Below are 15,333 nucleotides of genomic sequence, written 5' to 3' on the forward strand. Positions count from 1 at the left end.
ACATGCTGCCAACCCAACACACCACGCTGCTGATTATCGGTGGCGGCCCTGGCGGCTACGTGGCAGCCATTCGCGCCGGCCAGCTGGGGATTGCAACGGTCCTGATCGAAGGCCAGTCACTGGGCGGTACCTGCCTGAACGTCGGCTGCATCCCGTCCAAGGCGTTGATTCACGTGGCCGAACAATTTCACACCACTCAACGCTACAGCACCAACAGCTCCCCCCTGGGGATCAAGACCCAGGCCCCGACCCTCGACATCGGCCAGAGCGTGCAGTGGAAAAACGGCATTGTTGATCGCCTGACCACTGGCGTCGGCGCGTTGCTGAAAAAGAACGGCGTCAAGGTCATCCATGGCTGGGCGAAGATCCTGGACGGCAAAGCAGTCGAGGTCGACGGTCAGCGTATCGAGTGCGAGCACCTGTTACTGGCCACCGGCTCGCAAAGTGTTGACCTGCCGATCCTGCCCATCGGCGGCGCCATTATTTCCTCCACCGAAGCCCTGGCCCCCACCACCGTTCCCAAGCGCCTGACCGTGGTCGGCGCGGGGTATATCGGACTGGAGCTGGGCATCGCCTATCGCAAACTGGGCGCAGAAGTGACAGTGGTCGAGGCCCGCGACCGGATCCTGCCGACCTACGATAAAGATCTGACGCTGCCCGTTGCCGAATCCCTCAAGGCACTGGGCATTACCCTGTACCTGGAACACAGCGTCGAAGGCTTCCAGGCCAGTACCAAAACCCTGTCGATGCGCAATGCCATGGGCGAAAGCCAAACCCTGGAAACCGATCAGGTCCTGGTCGCAGTGGGTCGGCGTCCGCGTACCCGGGGCTTCAACCTTGAAACCCTGGCATTGGCCATGAACGGCCCGGCGATCCGCGTCGACAATCGTTGTCAGACCAGCATGCGCAATGTCTGGGCGATTGGCGACCTGACCGGTGAGCCGATGCTGGCTCACCGGGCCATGGCCCAGGGCGAAATGGTTGCCGAGATCATTGCCGGCAAACAGCGCGAGTTCTGCCCCACAGCCATTGCCGCGGTGTGCTTTACCGATCCGGAAATTGTCGTGGTCGGCAAATCCCCCGCCGAAGCCGAAGCGGCGGGTCTGGACTACATAAGCGCCAGCTTCCCGTTCAGCGCCAATGGCCGCGCCATGACCCTGGAATCGAAAAACGGTTTTGTGCGGGTAGTCGCACGACGGGACAATCACCTGATTCTCGGTTGGCAAGCAGTGGGGGCCGGTGTGTCGGAGCTGTCGACAGCGTTCGGCCAGTCACTGGAAATGGGCGCTTGCCTGGAAGACATTGCCGGCACCATTCACGCTCACCCGACCCTGGGTGAAGCCGTGCAAGAAGCCGCGCTACGTGCGCTGGGGCATGCGCTGCATCTCTAAAGCGCAATAACACCTGTAGGAGCGAGCTTTTCAATGCCGCGAGCAAGCTCGCTCCTACAGACAATCAGCCTTTGAACAAACTCCACAAGAACGCCAGCAAGCCCCCCAAGGTCGCAATCCCCGCCAGCCAGCCAATGGCCGACAACCCCTGCCACACCGGCCCCGCTGCCGCAATTTGCGGACCAAATGCAATCAGCAGCGCGCTGATCAGCAACGCCAGCGACAATCGGGTTGAGGCCAGTCGCAGCGAGCGCTCCAGCCGCTCCAGCCCCGGCATGTCAACCTTGAGATCCAGCACCCCATGCTTGAGCCGGTGCACCATCAGGCGCGTGAGCTTGGGCAGGTCGCTCAGCACCCCGCGGCCCAGTTCCAGACCCTCGATGCCCAACCCTTTGGCAACCTTCCAGCTGAATTGATCGCGCAGCATTTTCTCGACCGCAGGCCGGGCCGTGGCGACCAGATCCAGCTCGGGGTCGAGCCGGGTCAGCACCCCGTCAGCGGTCACCAGCGCCTTGAACAACACCAGTAAATCCGGTGGCAGCAACAAGCGGTACTCGCGGATCAAACCGAGAAAACCGCTAATCAACGCACTCATTTTCAATGGCCCGCCGCTATGGCGCGCCATGTACTCGCGGGCGGCCTGCTCGATCTGCGACAGGTCTTGCACGCGCTCCCCGCTCCAGTCGATCAGCACTGCAACAAGGGTCTCGGTGCTGCCTTCGGTCAATGCGCGCATGAAGTTCATGACCTCAAGGCGACGTCGTTCATCCAGTCGACCCACCATGCCGAAGTCGATGAAACCTACGCGATTGTCACTCATTGCCCGCAGATTGCCCGGGTGCGGGTCGCCATGGAACAACCCGTCTTCAAGCAACATTTTGATGAATGCCTGAGCCCCGCGCCGGGCCAGCAAGCCGGGATCAAGCCCTTGTTCAATCAGTGCATCCCGCTCCAGAGGGGTAAAGCTCGGTAAAAATTCCTGCACCAATAAACGCTGACTGCTGAAGGCCCAATAATTACGAGGGATGACGATATGCGGGGTGCCGGCGAAATTCTGCGCGATGCTGTCGCCGTTTTGCCCTTCCTGAGTGAAGTCCAGTTCCTCAAGCATCGCCCGGGCCAATTGCCTGACCATCTGGCGCGGCTGATACACCGCCAGCGCGGCATTCTGCTCAACCAGTTGGGCCAGGCTTTCGAGCAACTGCAAATCGGCGGTCATTTTGTGGCGCAAGCCGGGCCGCTGCACTTTCACCACCACTGCTTCACCACTGAGCAAGCGCGCCCGGTACACCTGGGCCATGGAGGCAGCGGCAAGGGGTTGAGTGTCGAACTCGGCAAACACTTGGTCGAGCCCGCACCCCAAATCCTCCAGCACCTGGTCCTCCAGCCCGGCCCACGGCAAGGTTGACGCCTGACTGTGCAGGGCTTGCAGCTCATCGACCCACTCGGGTGGCAGGATGTCGCTGCGGCTGGCCAGTATCTGCCCGCACTTGATGAAGGTGGGCCCCAGCGCTTCCAGGGCCATGCGCACCCGCTGCGGGGTGCTGGCCGGCAGCGCCTCGCCGGGTTCGGCATTGACGTCAACCAGCAAACGGCCCAGGCCCAGTCGCAACAGCACGTCCTGGGCGCCGAAACGCACCAGGGTGGCGACAATCTGATGAAGCCTGCGGTGGTTTTTCAAAGCCGTCCACGTGGGTTCAAGCATGGTTACGCGTCCCTTTTCATGTAATGCCGATACCCGGCCTGACCTGGACTCGGACCGTCATGGTCGATGAACATTCGAATAATTAAAGCCGCGCTACGCTGGCAGGCAAGCAAACGCTGTGCGTGATGGCTCAAGACCAGTAGAATCGCGCTCTTTTTTCCAGGGCACTCGCCATGACCTCTCCGAACACACCGCATGAAGCCGAGTCCCAGACCAGCGAACTGGTCTTTGGTCTCGAAGCCCGTCCCAAGCCGTGGATCGCTTTTCTGGCAGCGCTGCAGCATCTGCTGGCAATTATTGTCCCGATCGTTACTCCCGGCCTGCTGATTTGCCAGGCGCTGGGCGTCTCGACCCGCGACACCAACATGATTGTGTCCATGTCGCTGGTGATCTCCGGGATCGCGACCTTTGTCCAGTGCAAGCGCTTCGGGCCGTTCGGCGCCGGACTGCTGATCGTCCAGGGCACCAGCTTCAACTTTGTCGGCCCGCTGATTGCGGGCGGCGCATTGATGGTCAAACAAGGCACCCCGGTTGAAGGGGTCATGGCGGCCATTTTTGGCGTGGTGATTGCCGGCTCGTTTGTCGAAATGGGCATTTCACGGGTACTGCCGTTTGTTAAACGCATGATCACCCCGCTGGTGACCGGCATCGTCGTGCTGATGATCGGCCTGACCCTGATTAAAGTCGGCCTGATCAGCATGGGTGGCGGCTTCACCGCGATGGGCAACGGTACCTTCGCCAATGGCGAAAACCTGATGCTGTCGGGCGTGGTGCTGGCAATTATCGTGATCCTCAACCGGATCCCGCTGGTGTGGATGCGCAGCTGTGCCATCGTCATCGCTTTGGCCGTGGGCTACGCGCTGGCGGGCTATCTCGGGCGACTGGATTTCACCGGCATGCACCAGGCCGAAATGTTCCAGGTGCCGGTACCGCTGCACTTTGGCCTGGGCTTCTCGTGGGCCTTGTTCATTCCGATGCTGGTGATTTATCTGGTGACCTCGCTGGAAGCCATTGGCGATGTGACCGCCACCAGCAAAGTGTCGCGCGAGCCGGTTGAAGGCCCGGTGTGGATGCAGCGCATCAAGGGCGGCGTGCTGGTCAACGGTGCCAACTCGCTGCTGGCGGGTATTTTCAATACATTCCCCAGCTCGATCTTTGCCCAGAACAACGGGGTGATTCAGCTGACCGGTATCGCCAGTCGCCATATTGGCGTGTGGATTGCCGGCATGCTGGTGCTGCTGGGGCTGTTCCCCAGCGTTGCCGGTGCCATTCAGGCGGTGCCGGAGCCAGTACTCGGCGGCGCTGCCATGGTGATGTTCGGCGCGGTTGCAGCCTCCGGCATCAATATCCTGGCCAGCACCACACTGGACCGTCGCGCACTGTTGATTATTGCGGTGTCGCTGGCGCTGGGTCTTGGTGTGTCGCAAGTCCCCGAGTTCCTGGCCCACATGCCCGCCGCCCTGCGCAACGTGCTGGAGTCCGGTGTAGCCACGGGGGGTATTTGCGCCCTGCTGCTGAACTGGTTCCTGCCCGAAACACCCAAGCAGTAACCCTCTTTACAGGCATCAACGGCAGGCGTGCCTTGCGCGCGCCTGCCTGGCCTTGAGCCGGACCTGTATCCAGTACTGACGACCCTTACCTGAAGAGGACGCAGACATGACTGAACCCGGAATCAACCATCAAAAGGCCCTTGATCGCTTTATCGGCGAACACCCCGAACTGGCGGCTCAGCTTGAGACGCTAAATCCATTGGCCGCCCGTGCGGTGGGCCAATCGATGAAGGAATATCGCCAGGAGCGTTTAAACGAAGCCTTCGAGGCCGAGGCTGAACGCCTGGGCTTTTTTGCCTGGGAACTGACGCTGCAATTGACCAGCGCCAGCGCCGAGGAGTTTGAGGCCCAACGTCTGGAGGTACACCGCGAGGTGGCACAAATGGCAGGTATGGACTGGGACGAGTATTGCGAGCTGCATGGCCTGTAGGAGCGAGCTTGCCTCGCGATGACAGCACACCGCTGGCGCGGATCAGCCGTCCCGCTGTGGCATCCAGATACTGGAACAGACCTTCTCCAGCAGCGCCTTGTTATGGCTGAACACAATCAGCCCCAACTCTCGGCGCTTGACCTCCTCCAGCAACACCTGCCAGACCTGCGCCTGAATATGGGGGTCAAGTTGCGCCGTCACCTCATCGGCAATCAGATAGCGCGTGCGCGGGTCCAGTGCTCTTAGCAAGGCGATACGCGCCAGCTCGCCTCCCGATAATTCATCCGGGCGGCGTTTGAGCCAGGCCGGACTTACCGCCAGACGTTCAAACCAGGCAGCATCCGGAGACCAGGCATCACGCAGGCTCTCGCCCGTGGTGCGATAGGGGTTGAAGGTCAGCTCGGGGTGTTGTGGCACCAGCTGGACCGGGCAGTAGCCCTTCTTCGAAAGCGATTTCCCGCCCACGGTGACACTGCCCGAAGTTGGCGTTTGCCATTGCGCCAGCACCCGGCCCAACGTGGTTTTACCATAGCCGCTGGGGGCGGAGATGCCTTGACGCTCACCCGCAGCGACCTGAAAAGACACCGAATCCCAGAGTCGACGACCCTCTTGCACAATGGTCAGCTGGCGTACTTCAAGCATAAGACTGACTCCCGATTTCAGGCACCCGTCGCGCAAGGAACTGCTGCTCGGGCAAAGCCGCCCAGAGCGACTGCAGCCAGGGGCTGCCACCGTTCTCTCGCAACTCCCGGGCGCTCAGGGTTTCGTGCAACTGGCCTTGGTGCAGCACCGCGATGGTGTCGGCAAAACGCGCGGCCAGGGCCAGGTCATGGGTCACCCACAACAGCCCGCGGCCCTGTCGGCAAAAGCTCTTGAGGTGGGTCAGCAACTGACACGCGTGCTCATCATCCAGCCACGAGGTGATCTCGTCCGCCAGAATGTAGCGTGCATGGGTCAGCGCCGCGCAACTGGCCAGAACCCGTTTGGCCATCCCGCCAGACAACTTGCGCGGAAACTCGTCCACCAGCCCCGGTTGCAGGTTGTATTGCTGCAGTTGGCGCGCCACATCACCCGGTTGCAGGATGACCCCGCTCAACTGCGCCGCCCTGCTCAACTGCGGGCCGACTTTAATCAGCGGATTCAGGGCACTCACGCCCTGGGGTACGTAGCACAGGGTTTTGCCGCGCTGATCGACCTTGCCCGCATCGCTCAGCACCTGGCCATCGAGCACGATATCGCCATGACAGCGCATATTGTCAGGCAGCAAACCCAGCGTGCTTTGCAGCAACAGGCTTTTGCCTTCGCCGCTGGAGCCCACGAGTGCCACCAGTTCACCGGGGTGAATCTCCAGGGATATATTGCTCAGCAGCGGATGCCAGGTTTTATGGCCCAGCCAGTGATAGTGGGCAATATCGATCGCAAACCGGTCGAATTTCAGCATCAGGTAATCCTTATCCAGAGCTGTTGCAGCGCTCGTGCAAATTGGTCGAATACCAGTACCAGACCCACCAGAATCAAACCCGGGAAGAACGCCATCCACCAGGCACCCGTGCTCAAGTACCGTAGCGCATCCGCCAGCAACAAGCCCAGTGACGGATCATGGGGCGCCAGACCAAAGCCCAGAAAGCTCAGCGCCGCCGAATGCAACACTGCGTGGGGAAACATCAGCAAGGTGCCGATGATCCACTGCGGCAGCAGTAACGGCAGCAAGTGATGGCGCCAGCGATAGAAGCTGCTGTTGCCCAGGCGATGGGAGAGCATGACAAAATCGGTCTCGCGTATTCGCAGGATTTCGGCACGCAGGATCAGGGCCAGTCGCGGCCAATGGGTCAAGGCCACTGCCAGGATCACCCCCTGTTTTCCGCCGCCCAGGGTGAAGCAAATCAACACCAGCAACAGCAGATGCGGCAATGCCAGCATGCTGTCGATCAGCCCGCGAATCAGGTAGTCCAGGGTTTTGTTCAGTGCACACAGGCTGGCGGCAAACATGGCCAGAAAACCGCTGCTAAAGGCAGCGGTCAAACCGATTTGCAGGCTGGTGGTCATGCCCTGGAAACACCGCAGCCACAAGTCCCGTCCCAGGCTGTCGGTGCCAAACCAGTACTCGGATGAGGGTGGCAGGCGCCGCGCCAGCAAATCCATCGGAACATCAACGCTGACTATCGACAGGCCATACGCAATCAAAAGCAGCAGCATCAACAGCGAGAGGCAGAGCCTGAACAAGGCACGATTAGGGTCGTAAGTCATGACTGGCGCGCCGCTCCGCGGTTGAGGCGCAGTAACAGCGCGTTGGCAATGCTGTTGCCGGTAAACACCAGCACCGCACAAAACATCACAATCCCCATCAGTAACGGAATATCACCGCGCAAGCCGGCATCGATAGTGGCCTGACCGAGGCCCGGATAAGCGAAGACCTTTTCAGCCAGTAACGAACCGCCAATCAATTCCCCCACCGAAGCAAATTGCAGACACAACGCGGGGGTGACGGCGTGGCGCAGAATATGAAAGTTGATCAGCGGCCAGCCTTGGTCGCCCTGGGCTTTGGCATAACGAATGAATTCACTGTTCATCACCTCTGCCACCCGGGAGCGGGTGTGCAGCGCAATATTGCCGACACCCAGAACCCCGAGGGCCAGCATGGGCAAAATCAAATGCCTGAGCTTGTCGCCCCAGGTAGCGGTTTCGGCGCTGCTGCCGGGGGTCCAGGCACAGCAGATCGGTGCCCAGTTGAGGGTGACGGCAAACAGTGACAGCAACAACAGGCCAATCCAGAAGGTCGGCAGAGACGCGAGCACATAGGACAGGGTCGAGATCAACCGGTCGGGCCAGCGATTCAAATAACGGCCGGCCGTCAGCCCCAAGGCCAGACCGACAATCCCGGAAAACAGCCACGCCGACAATAGCAGCGCGAATGAGGTGGCAAAGCGCTCGCCAATCACTTGCGACACCGGCGCGTTATAAAGCATCGAGTAGCCGAAGTCGCCTTGCAGGACCTGGCTGAACCAATGCAGGAAACGCTCCCACAAGGGCAGATCCAGCCCCCAGCGCGCCGCAATCAGCGGGTATTGCTCGGGCGGCACGTGCAACAGGTCGTTGCCGATATAGGCTCGGATCGGGTCAACCGGAGAAAAGCTGAGCAAGGTGAACGTACCTGCGGCCGTCACCAGCAGCAGGCACATCAAGCGCACAATATAGAGCGAGAATCCGCGGATCACTTGCAGGTCCACTTCCAGCCATCAAGGCTATTGAGCAGCGACCAGGAACCATGGATTTCCGGAGCGCCTTTGCCCAGGTCGATACATTCATCAGCCAAATACGTGTGCTGTACGTTCAGCAACCACGCCCAGGCTGCATCGCCTTTGACCCCGGCGCCGGTTTTGCCGTCCCACTCCACTTGCTGCCAGTACGGTACTGCCTGCTGCCAGGTCGGAGCATCCAGCGCCTGCTGCAAATGCTGATCGACTACAGGGTTCTTGTAATAGCCGGGGTTGTAGTACTCAACACCTGCGGCCTTGCTGCTGTAGTGATGGTAAAGCTCCATTGGGTCGAGGCTGCCCCAGCCAAACAGGGTCGGGTTGGCGTGCATGTTGCGCTCAACGGTTTCCCAGCTGCCGGACTTCAAGTCCACCTCGATACCGACGGGCTTGAGCATGGAGCGCACGGCCTGGGCCAGATCACGCCGGGTCGCATCGCCACTGGCGTACCACAGGGTGACTTTGGCCGGCAGGCCGTCCTTGGCACGAATGCCACTGGCGGTTTCAACCCATCCGGCTTCATCCAGGATCTGTTTGGCCTTGGCGATATCGCCATCCTTGAAGGCCGCCTCGGGGTTGTCCCAGGGTAAACCCTGGACCCCGGTGTAGGCAGGAATCCCATGCCCTTCCAGAATCTGGTCCGCCAGCAATTGCCGGTTGATTGCGTAGTTGATGGCCTTGCGGATTGCCACATCGGCCGTCACATCGTTACCGATGGGGTAGCCATGGGCATCTTTTTCGCCTGACCGGGTGGTAGGCAGCACAATGCCGCGGTTTTCAACACTGGGGCGCACCCACAGCTTCATGCCGGGCGTCGGGCTTACTGCCAGCGACGGCGCGATTCGCACGATACCCAGTTGCTTGCTTTGGGCGGCGGCAAACGAGCTGTCCTCATCGAGGAATACAAATACCAGCTTGTCGAAATCGTTTTTCTGCCCCGCGTAATACGGATTGGCCTCAACAATCAGTTGCTGCCCCGGCTGATAGCTGACCAACCGGTATGGCCCGGCACCTATCGGTTTTTGGGCGTAGGTTTTGGCGTCGTATTTGTCGGCCGAGACGATGCCCAGCGAGCCGAGCACATTGACGAAGGTACTTTGCGGCGCCTTCAACTCAATGCGCACCGTGAGCGGATCAACCGCCTGGGCCTTGAGGAAGTTGCCCATATCGACCTTGCCGCCGCTGGCCGCTGCATTGTTGTAGGTGTACGCCACATCCTTGGCCGTCAGGGGCGAGCCATCGGAGAATTTCAAATCGGGCTTGAGTTTCAGGGTCCAGGTTTTGCCATCGTCACTGGTCTGATAATCACTGAGCAAAAAACTGCTCCAGGACAAGTCCTCGTTTTGCTTGAGCAATGGGCTGTGCAACAGCAGATAACTGCCGTGACTCCAGCCCAGCATCGGGTCAAAGCCTTCAGTGGGTTCATCACCGATGGCCAGTTGCAGGGTACGGGCCTGCGCGGAGTAAACCGGCGCGGCCAGTACACTCAGCAAAGCGGTGACCACCAGGGTATTGCGCATCCATGCAGGCTTTGACATCTATCCTCCTGAAATTAAATAGCTTCGTCGGGGAATCCCAAAAAAACCATGCGCCAATTCTCGCGCCCAACAGTAATAGCACTCCGGTTTCAAATATCCAGCGGGGATATGACTTTTGAGGAGATTCTTCATACCGCTGCATTATCTTGTAACAACATAACAACCCCCCGCGACCAGGGCCTCAACATCCAGGCAACCTGCCGCAAGCTCAAGGGCGCGGCTGTGCTATACCAACTGGGTACGATTGTTCAGACATGGCATGCAGATTCCATTTACAGAGGTTCACATGTTTAAAGGATTAGCCGGTTCCCTCAAAGACAAAAACCTACACTCGATCAACGCCCTGCCGTCGAACAACATCGAACTGTTCGACTGCTACACCGGATTGATCCTGGGCCACCTGTATCACAACTTCCCACTGCCCCTGACCCTCACCGCCGAACGCTTTCTCGATTACAAAAACCTCGGCCCCAGCAACCGCGACGCCCTGGAAAAAGAAGAAACGCTGTTCCTGGCTACCGTCAAATGGCTGGCCGACGTCGGCTATATCCACTTCGACGGGATGTCGGGGGTTTCGTTTTTCGAAGTAGTGCTGACCAACAGCGGGTTGCTGATTTTGCGCGCGTTCCCTGAAGGCAAAGACACCGCCCCTACCATCGGTGAGAAGTTGTCGCACTGCACCAAGGACGAAAATACTGACGAACTGCGGGGCCTGGTGACAGAAGCACTGGGCCTGGGAAGCCGGATGATCAGCCCGATGACCCGCTCGGGGATTTGAACCAGTCGCATTGATCCGCATGCCACTGCAACGCTTCAACACTGGCCTTCGCTGAAGGCGAAGTTGGCGTAGCGAGTGGCAAGCCTTGGTATTGCATGTAGTAAGAATTGTGTAGTTGAGGGGCCAGTCGGATTAGCAGCGAATCAGGCTCGATTGCAATCAGATACAAATCGAACAGAGTATGAAGGTCAGCACGTAGCAACAAGCCGTTTGACACCACGTGAGTGTGTTCACCCTTATAAGGATGAATATGCGCAGCTTCTAACACCTCAGCCTGATCGCAGCCAGTGATCGCACATCTTGTGGCGTATGCCTCCAACAACTTCTTACGAAAAGCAGACTGTCCTCGACGGCGAACAATGCTGGCAACTACTCGCTGTCTAGCGTCATCAACATTTCGAGGATCGAACACACGTTGTTGCTCGGCTTCCACTTCGGCTTTTTCGAGTTCATGAGCCACCGGACCGGGCGCGGGAGGAAGCTCATCTATCATTTTAATAAGTCTGGACTTAATGGCTGTACCGATGTTTTTCTGCGGCTTTAGACCAACCACCCATTCAAGCTCTCGCTCTTCATAAATCGCAGAGATGTTTTGCATTCTGCGTTCAAAGGCACCCTCTTCGCGGCCAAAACGATTAGCAAGTTCACGATACACATGAGCTTTAACGAACTTTGTTGTCGCTACCTGTTGACGCAACATTTCGCCATAAGCTTGAACTGATGCCTTCAGTTCCTCATTGCTCCATCCGTCCGACATTGCTCCTATCCTTTTTGGTCCGCACCGAAGCACGCAAGGTAAGAGAATTTACCCGACCATGTAGGAAATAAATAATTTCTGTAGGAGAAATCCCAAACTAGAGCTGCCATCGAACCATTCAACAAAGTGCTCGACGGCCTCCCATAAAGAAAGTGCAAGCCCGCGCTCAGGCACTAGGCACAGGCCTCAACCACCCACTTCACTTTCGCCAGTGCCCCGCGCAATGCCCCCATCTCCACCGACGCCAGGGCCAGTCTGATTGCGTGGGGTACATGGGTTGAAATGGCAAAAGGCTGGGCGGTAGAGACCGATATCTGTTCGCGCAGCAATGCCGTGACGACCTGCTCTGCCCGGGCATCCTCGGCCAGGGGCAGCCACACAAAGTAGGAAAAGGGATGGCGCACACTGTGCAGTCCGGCCAATTGTTCGTCAGCAATGATCTGCCGGGCCTGTGCGTCCTGGCGCTTTTGTACTTCCAGGCGGCTTACCGTGCCGTCGTCGAGCCATGCACTGGCGATCGAGGTCATCACCCCCGGGGTGTTCCAGGCTGTGACCCTGATCATGCGCTCCAGTGCTGCAATGGTTTGCGCGGGCGCTGCGATGAAACCTACGCGTAAACCCGCAGCAACATTTTTCGACAGTCCGGATACGTACACCGTCCTTTCCGGTGCCAGCTCGGCCAAGGGGGACGGCGGGTTTTCTACAAGAAAGGCGTAAGCCGCATCTTCAATAATGTGCAGGTCATGCGCGCGCGCGATGGCTATCAGTTGCTGACGCTGCTCGAGGCTCATCACCCAGCCCAGCGGATTGTGCAGCGTCGGCATGCTGTAGATCGCACGCACCGACCGGCTGCGACAAAGCCTTTGCAGAGCATCAAGGTCCGGTCCGCTTTCTGTTACGGGAATCGCTAACACCTCAAGGTGTAGCGCCAGGGCCAAAGCCTTGAAGCCCGGGTAGGTCAACGCATCGACCGCAATCACATCGCCAGGTTGTAACAGCGACATCAAGGCCACGGTCAAGCCGTGCTGTGCGCCATTGACGATCAGTACCCGCTCGGCAGGTACGTTCAGGCCGCGCGTCAGCAAGTGGCGGGCGAATGAGGCCCGCTCGTGCAAGCGTCCGCCATGGGGCTGGTAGCGCAGCAGTGATTCCAGGTCGCCGGACAACGCCAACTGGCGCAAGGCGGTGCGTAACAGCTCGGCCTGGCCCGGTACAGAGGGGTAGTTGTAATTAAGGTCCAGCATTCCCGCCGTCACGTCGGGCTGGTCGATGCCGTGGCCGGGCGGCAACGATGTTTCTCTGACGAAAGTCCCGCGTCCGGTTTCTCCGCTGACCAGGCCCATGGCCTCAAGCTCTGCGTAAACCCGGCTGGCCGTGACCAGCGCCAGCCCTTCTGAGGCGGCCAGTTGCCGGTGGGTGGGCAAGCGAGTACCGGGGGCCAGGCGCGCACTGCGGATATCGGCGGCAAAGGTATCCACCAGTGACTTGTATCGAGAACGGGGCATCGGGACTTGTATCCATGACAATATTTTGATTGTCATCAATATTCGACCCTAGGATGCACTTTACGCAATCCCGCGATCAGCCTTGAGAATAAAACTCGATGGAACGTGCCTCCAACCTGCAACACCTGACAACGTCGAACAACCTGAGTGGCTGGCTCAACGGGTTTATCGGCGTGGTTATTTTCAGTGGATCGCTGCCTGCCACGCGGGTCGCGGTGCTGGAGTTTGATCCGGTGTTCCTGACCCTGGCCCGCGCTTCGATCGCCGGGGTGATTGCGTTGTGCGTGCTGCTGCTGTTGCAGGCAAAGCGTCCTGATCGAAGTCAGATTTTTCCATTACTGATCGTGGCCATGGGCGTTGTGGTGGGCTTTCCTTTGCTGACTGCGCTGGCGTTGCAGCATGTGACCTCTGCACATTCGATTGTGTTTCTCGGCATGTTGCCACTCTCCACGGCAGCGTTCGCGGTGTTGCGCGGGGGCGAACGTCCACGCCCGGCATTCTGGCTATTTTCAATCCTGGGCAGCGCGCTGGTGGTGGCATTTGCCGTGTCTCAGGGTCTGACAGCATCTCCCAGAGGCGACGTTCTGATGTTCCTGGCGGTCATCATTTGCGGCCTGGGGTATGCAGAAGGCGCAAAGCTGTCCAGGACACTGGGCGGCTGGCAGGTCATATCCTGGGCGCTGGTGCTATCGCTGCCGGTGATGGCAACCCTGGCGGTTTATTTTGCGCCCTCTTCGTTCGCCAACATCAGCACGCCAGCCTGGCTGGGACTGGCTTACGTCTCGCTGTTCAGCATGCTGATCGGTTTCGTTTTTTGGTACCGCGGACTTGCCCAGGGAGGCATTGCGGCCGTGGGCCAGCTTCAGCTGTTACAGCCCTTTTTTGGCTTGGCCCTGGCCGCCACCTTACTGCATGAGACCGTCAGCATCGGCATGTTCGCCGTAACCGGCGCAGTGATCCTGTGTGTGATAGCGGCGAAAAAATTCGCCAAATAACGATGCAAGGCACACACCTGAAGCCGCGCGGGCCCCACGCTCATGGGGCGTGGGGCCCGGTGGTTCAGGCGGTTTTCAGGGCGAACCGCGAAGCCGGGCGATTCAAGCCGTAGTGATCGCGCAAGGTGCTACCCGCGTATTCGGAGCGGAACAGGCCGCGCTGGCGCAGGATCGGCAGCACTTCATCAAGGAACACCTCAAAACCGTCAGGGAACGCCGGGGGCATCACGTTGAAGCCGTCGGCGGCGCCACTGCGAAACCACTGCTCGATCAGATCAGCAATCTGCACCGGCGTGCCTACCGGTACCCAGTGCCCTCGCGCACCGGCCAGGCGGTTGATCAACTGGCGCAGCGTCACGTGCTCGCGGTCAACAATATCGATGATCAGTTTGAAGCGACTGGACTGGCTTTCACGACTGTCGAAATTGATCAGGTGCCGCGGAAACGGAGCATCCAGATCTTGCCCCGACAGATCGACCCCCAGCATGCGGCGCAACTGGCCCAGCGAGATATGCGGCAGTACCAGTTCATTGAGCTCATCAAATTTGCGCTGGGCTTCAGCTTCGCTGCTGGCGATGTACGGGCTGATGCCCGGCAGGATTTTCAGCTGCCGCGGGTCGCGGCCCACCGCCCTGGCCCGGGCACGGATGTCGTTGGCGAACTCGGTCGCACTGTGCAACGTCTGGTGCGCGGTAAAAATCGCTTCGGCGTGGCGAGAAGCAAAATCACGTCCGTCCTCGGAAGAGCCCGCCTGCACCTGCACCGGCCGGCCCTGTGGCGAGCGCGGCGAGTTAAAGGGGCCTTTGACCTTGTAGTGGGCGCCCACATGGTTGATCGCATGCACCTTGCTGGTATCGGCAAACACCCCGGCCGTCTTGTCCAGCACCAGCGCATCGTCTTCCCAGCTGTCCCACAAATCGGCAGTTACTTGCACGAATTCTTCGGCCTGGGCGTAGCGATCCTGGGCCGAAGGATGCTGGTCGAGACCGAAATTGGCGGCCGCATCGGCCATGGAAGTGGTCACGATGTTCCAGCCGGCGCGGCCGTTGCTGATGTGGTCCAGCGCGCTGAACGCACGGGCCAGATTGTAGGGTTCACTATAGGTGGTGCTGGCCGTGGCGATCAGGCCGATGCGCTGGGTGACTGCGGCAATCGCCGCCAGCCAGGTGATGGGCTCGAACCGGATACGCAGGCCCTCACGGCCGCTTTCAGACAGTGACGGTGAGTCGGCAAAGAAAATGGCGTCGAGCTTTTCACGTTCAGCGCGTAACGCCAGTTGCTGGTAATAGCCGATATCCATCGAGTGTTGGGGCACCGATTGCGGGTGGCGCCAGGCGGCTTCGTGATGGCCGTTGGGGTAGATAAACAAATTGAGGCTGAGCTGGCGTTCGGACATTTTCCGTTCCCTGAAAAGAATAAACCTGACAAGA

Annotated in this window: 14 protein-coding genes; 5 read left to right on the forward strand and 9 right to left on the reverse strand. The window is 59.4% G+C overall.

Annotation, left to right across the window (positions count from 1 at the left end; genetic code table 11):
* Positions 1-2 precede the first annotated feature (2 nt).
* A complete protein-coding gene (lpdA, locus tag AOC04_RS11825; RefSeq protein ID WP_060693575.1) occupies positions 3-1,391 on the forward strand; it encodes a dihydrolipoyl dehydrogenase in 1,389 nt (462 codons plus the stop codon).
* A 64-nt stretch (positions 1,392-1,455) separates the two neighbouring features.
* Here lpdA and AOC04_RS11830 read toward each other — a convergent pair whose 3' ends face one another.
* Positions 1,456-3,096 (reverse strand): ABC1 kinase family protein, encoded by a 1,641-nt coding sequence (locus AOC04_RS11830; protein ID WP_060693577.1) that lies wholly within the window; start codon positions 3,094-3,096, stop codon positions 1,456-1,458.
* A gap of 173 nt (positions 3,097-3,269) precedes the next feature.
* Between AOC04_RS11830 and AOC04_RS11835 the strand changes: the two genes are divergently transcribed.
* Both AOC04_RS11835 and AOC04_RS11840 read left to right on the forward strand, forming a co-directional pair.
* A complete protein-coding gene (locus AOC04_RS11835) occupies positions 3,270-4,646 on the forward strand; it encodes a nucleobase:cation symporter-2 family protein (protein ID WP_060693579.1) in 1,377 nt (458 codons plus the stop codon).
* A gap of 106 nt (positions 4,647-4,752) precedes the next feature.
* The gene (locus tag AOC04_RS11840; protein ID WP_060693581.1) at positions 4,753-5,076 is read left to right on the forward strand and encodes a DUF6388 family protein; all 324 of its coding nucleotides are present in this window, start codon (positions 4,753-4,755) and stop codon (positions 5,074-5,076) included.
* 42 nt (positions 5,077-5,118) lie between these two features.
* On the opposite strand, the gene AOC04_RS11845 is transcribed toward AOC04_RS11840, so the two are convergent.
* From AOC04_RS11845 to AOC04_RS11865, 5 genes are read right to left on the reverse strand one after another with little or no spacing between them, the layout of a single operon-like run.
* Positions 5,119-5,718 carry an ATP-binding cassette domain-containing protein gene (locus AOC04_RS11845; protein WP_060693582.1) on the reverse strand — a complete coding sequence of 200 codons (600 nt, stop codon included), beginning with the start codon at positions 5,716-5,718 and terminating at the stop codon, positions 5,119-5,121.
* The gene (locus AOC04_RS11850; RefSeq protein ID WP_060693584.1) at positions 5,711-6,517 is read right to left on the reverse strand and encodes an ATP-binding cassette domain-containing protein; all 807 of its coding nucleotides are present in this window, start codon (positions 6,515-6,517) and stop codon (positions 5,711-5,713) included. The genes AOC04_RS11845 and AOC04_RS11850 overlap by 8 nt, the downstream gene beginning before the upstream one ends.
* Positions 6,517-7,323 (reverse strand): ABC transporter permease, encoded by an 807-nt coding sequence (locus AOC04_RS11855; protein ID WP_003442088.1) that lies wholly within the window; start codon positions 7,321-7,323, stop codon positions 6,517-6,519. The genes AOC04_RS11850 and AOC04_RS11855 overlap by 1 nt, the downstream gene beginning before the upstream one ends.
* The gene (locus tag AOC04_RS11860) at positions 7,320-8,303 is read right to left on the reverse strand and encodes an ABC transporter permease (protein WP_060693586.1); all 984 of its coding nucleotides are present in this window, start codon (positions 8,301-8,303) and stop codon (positions 7,320-7,322) included. Before AOC04_RS11860 ends, AOC04_RS11855 begins: the two co-directional genes overlap by 4 nt.
* Entirely contained in the window at positions 8,288-9,868 is a 1,581-nt protein-coding gene (locus AOC04_RS11865; protein WP_060693588.1) for an ABC transporter substrate-binding protein, read from the reverse strand. Before AOC04_RS11865 ends, AOC04_RS11860 begins: the two co-directional genes overlap by 16 nt.
* A gap of 286 nt (positions 9,869-10,154) precedes the next feature.
* Here AOC04_RS11865 and AOC04_RS11870 point away from each other — a divergent pair, with 286 nt between their 5' ends.
* Complete coding sequence (locus tag AOC04_RS11870; RefSeq protein ID WP_060693590.1) at positions 10,155-10,646, forward strand: hypothetical protein; 492 nt, start codon at positions 10,155-10,157, stop codon at positions 10,644-10,646.
* On the opposite strand, the gene AOC04_RS11875 is transcribed toward AOC04_RS11870, so the two are convergent.
* A complete protein-coding gene (locus AOC04_RS11875; RefSeq protein WP_060693592.1) occupies positions 10,618-11,403 on the reverse strand; it encodes an HNH endonuclease in 786 nt (261 codons plus the stop codon). The genes AOC04_RS11870 and AOC04_RS11875 overlap by 29 nt on opposite strands.
* Before the next feature lie 173 nt (positions 11,404-11,576).
* Positions 11,577-12,908 carry an aminotransferase-like domain-containing protein gene (locus AOC04_RS11880; protein WP_060693595.1) on the reverse strand — a complete coding sequence of 444 codons (1,332 nt, stop codon included), beginning with the start codon at positions 12,906-12,908 and terminating at the stop codon, positions 11,577-11,579.
* A gap of 98 nt (positions 12,909-13,006) precedes the next feature.
* Here AOC04_RS11880 and AOC04_RS11885 point away from each other — a divergent pair, with 98 nt between their 5' ends.
* Positions 13,007-13,903 carry a DMT family transporter gene (locus tag AOC04_RS11885; protein ID WP_060693597.1) on the forward strand — a complete coding sequence of 299 codons (897 nt, stop codon included), beginning with the start codon at positions 13,007-13,009 and terminating at the stop codon, positions 13,901-13,903.
* Between the two features lie 64 nt (positions 13,904-13,967).
* Here AOC04_RS11885 and AOC04_RS11890 read toward each other — a convergent pair whose 3' ends face one another.
* Positions 13,968-15,299: an LLM class flavin-dependent oxidoreductase gene (locus AOC04_RS11890; protein WP_060693599.1), complete on the reverse strand. Its 1,332-nt coding sequence runs from the start codon at positions 15,297-15,299 to the stop codon at positions 13,968-13,970.
* Positions 15,300-15,333: the final 34 nt, after the last annotated feature.

The organism is Pseudomonas versuta, from assembly GCF_001294575.1.
GTDB lineage: Bacteria > Pseudomonadota > Gammaproteobacteria > Pseudomonadales > Pseudomonadaceae > Aquipseudomonas > Aquipseudomonas versuta.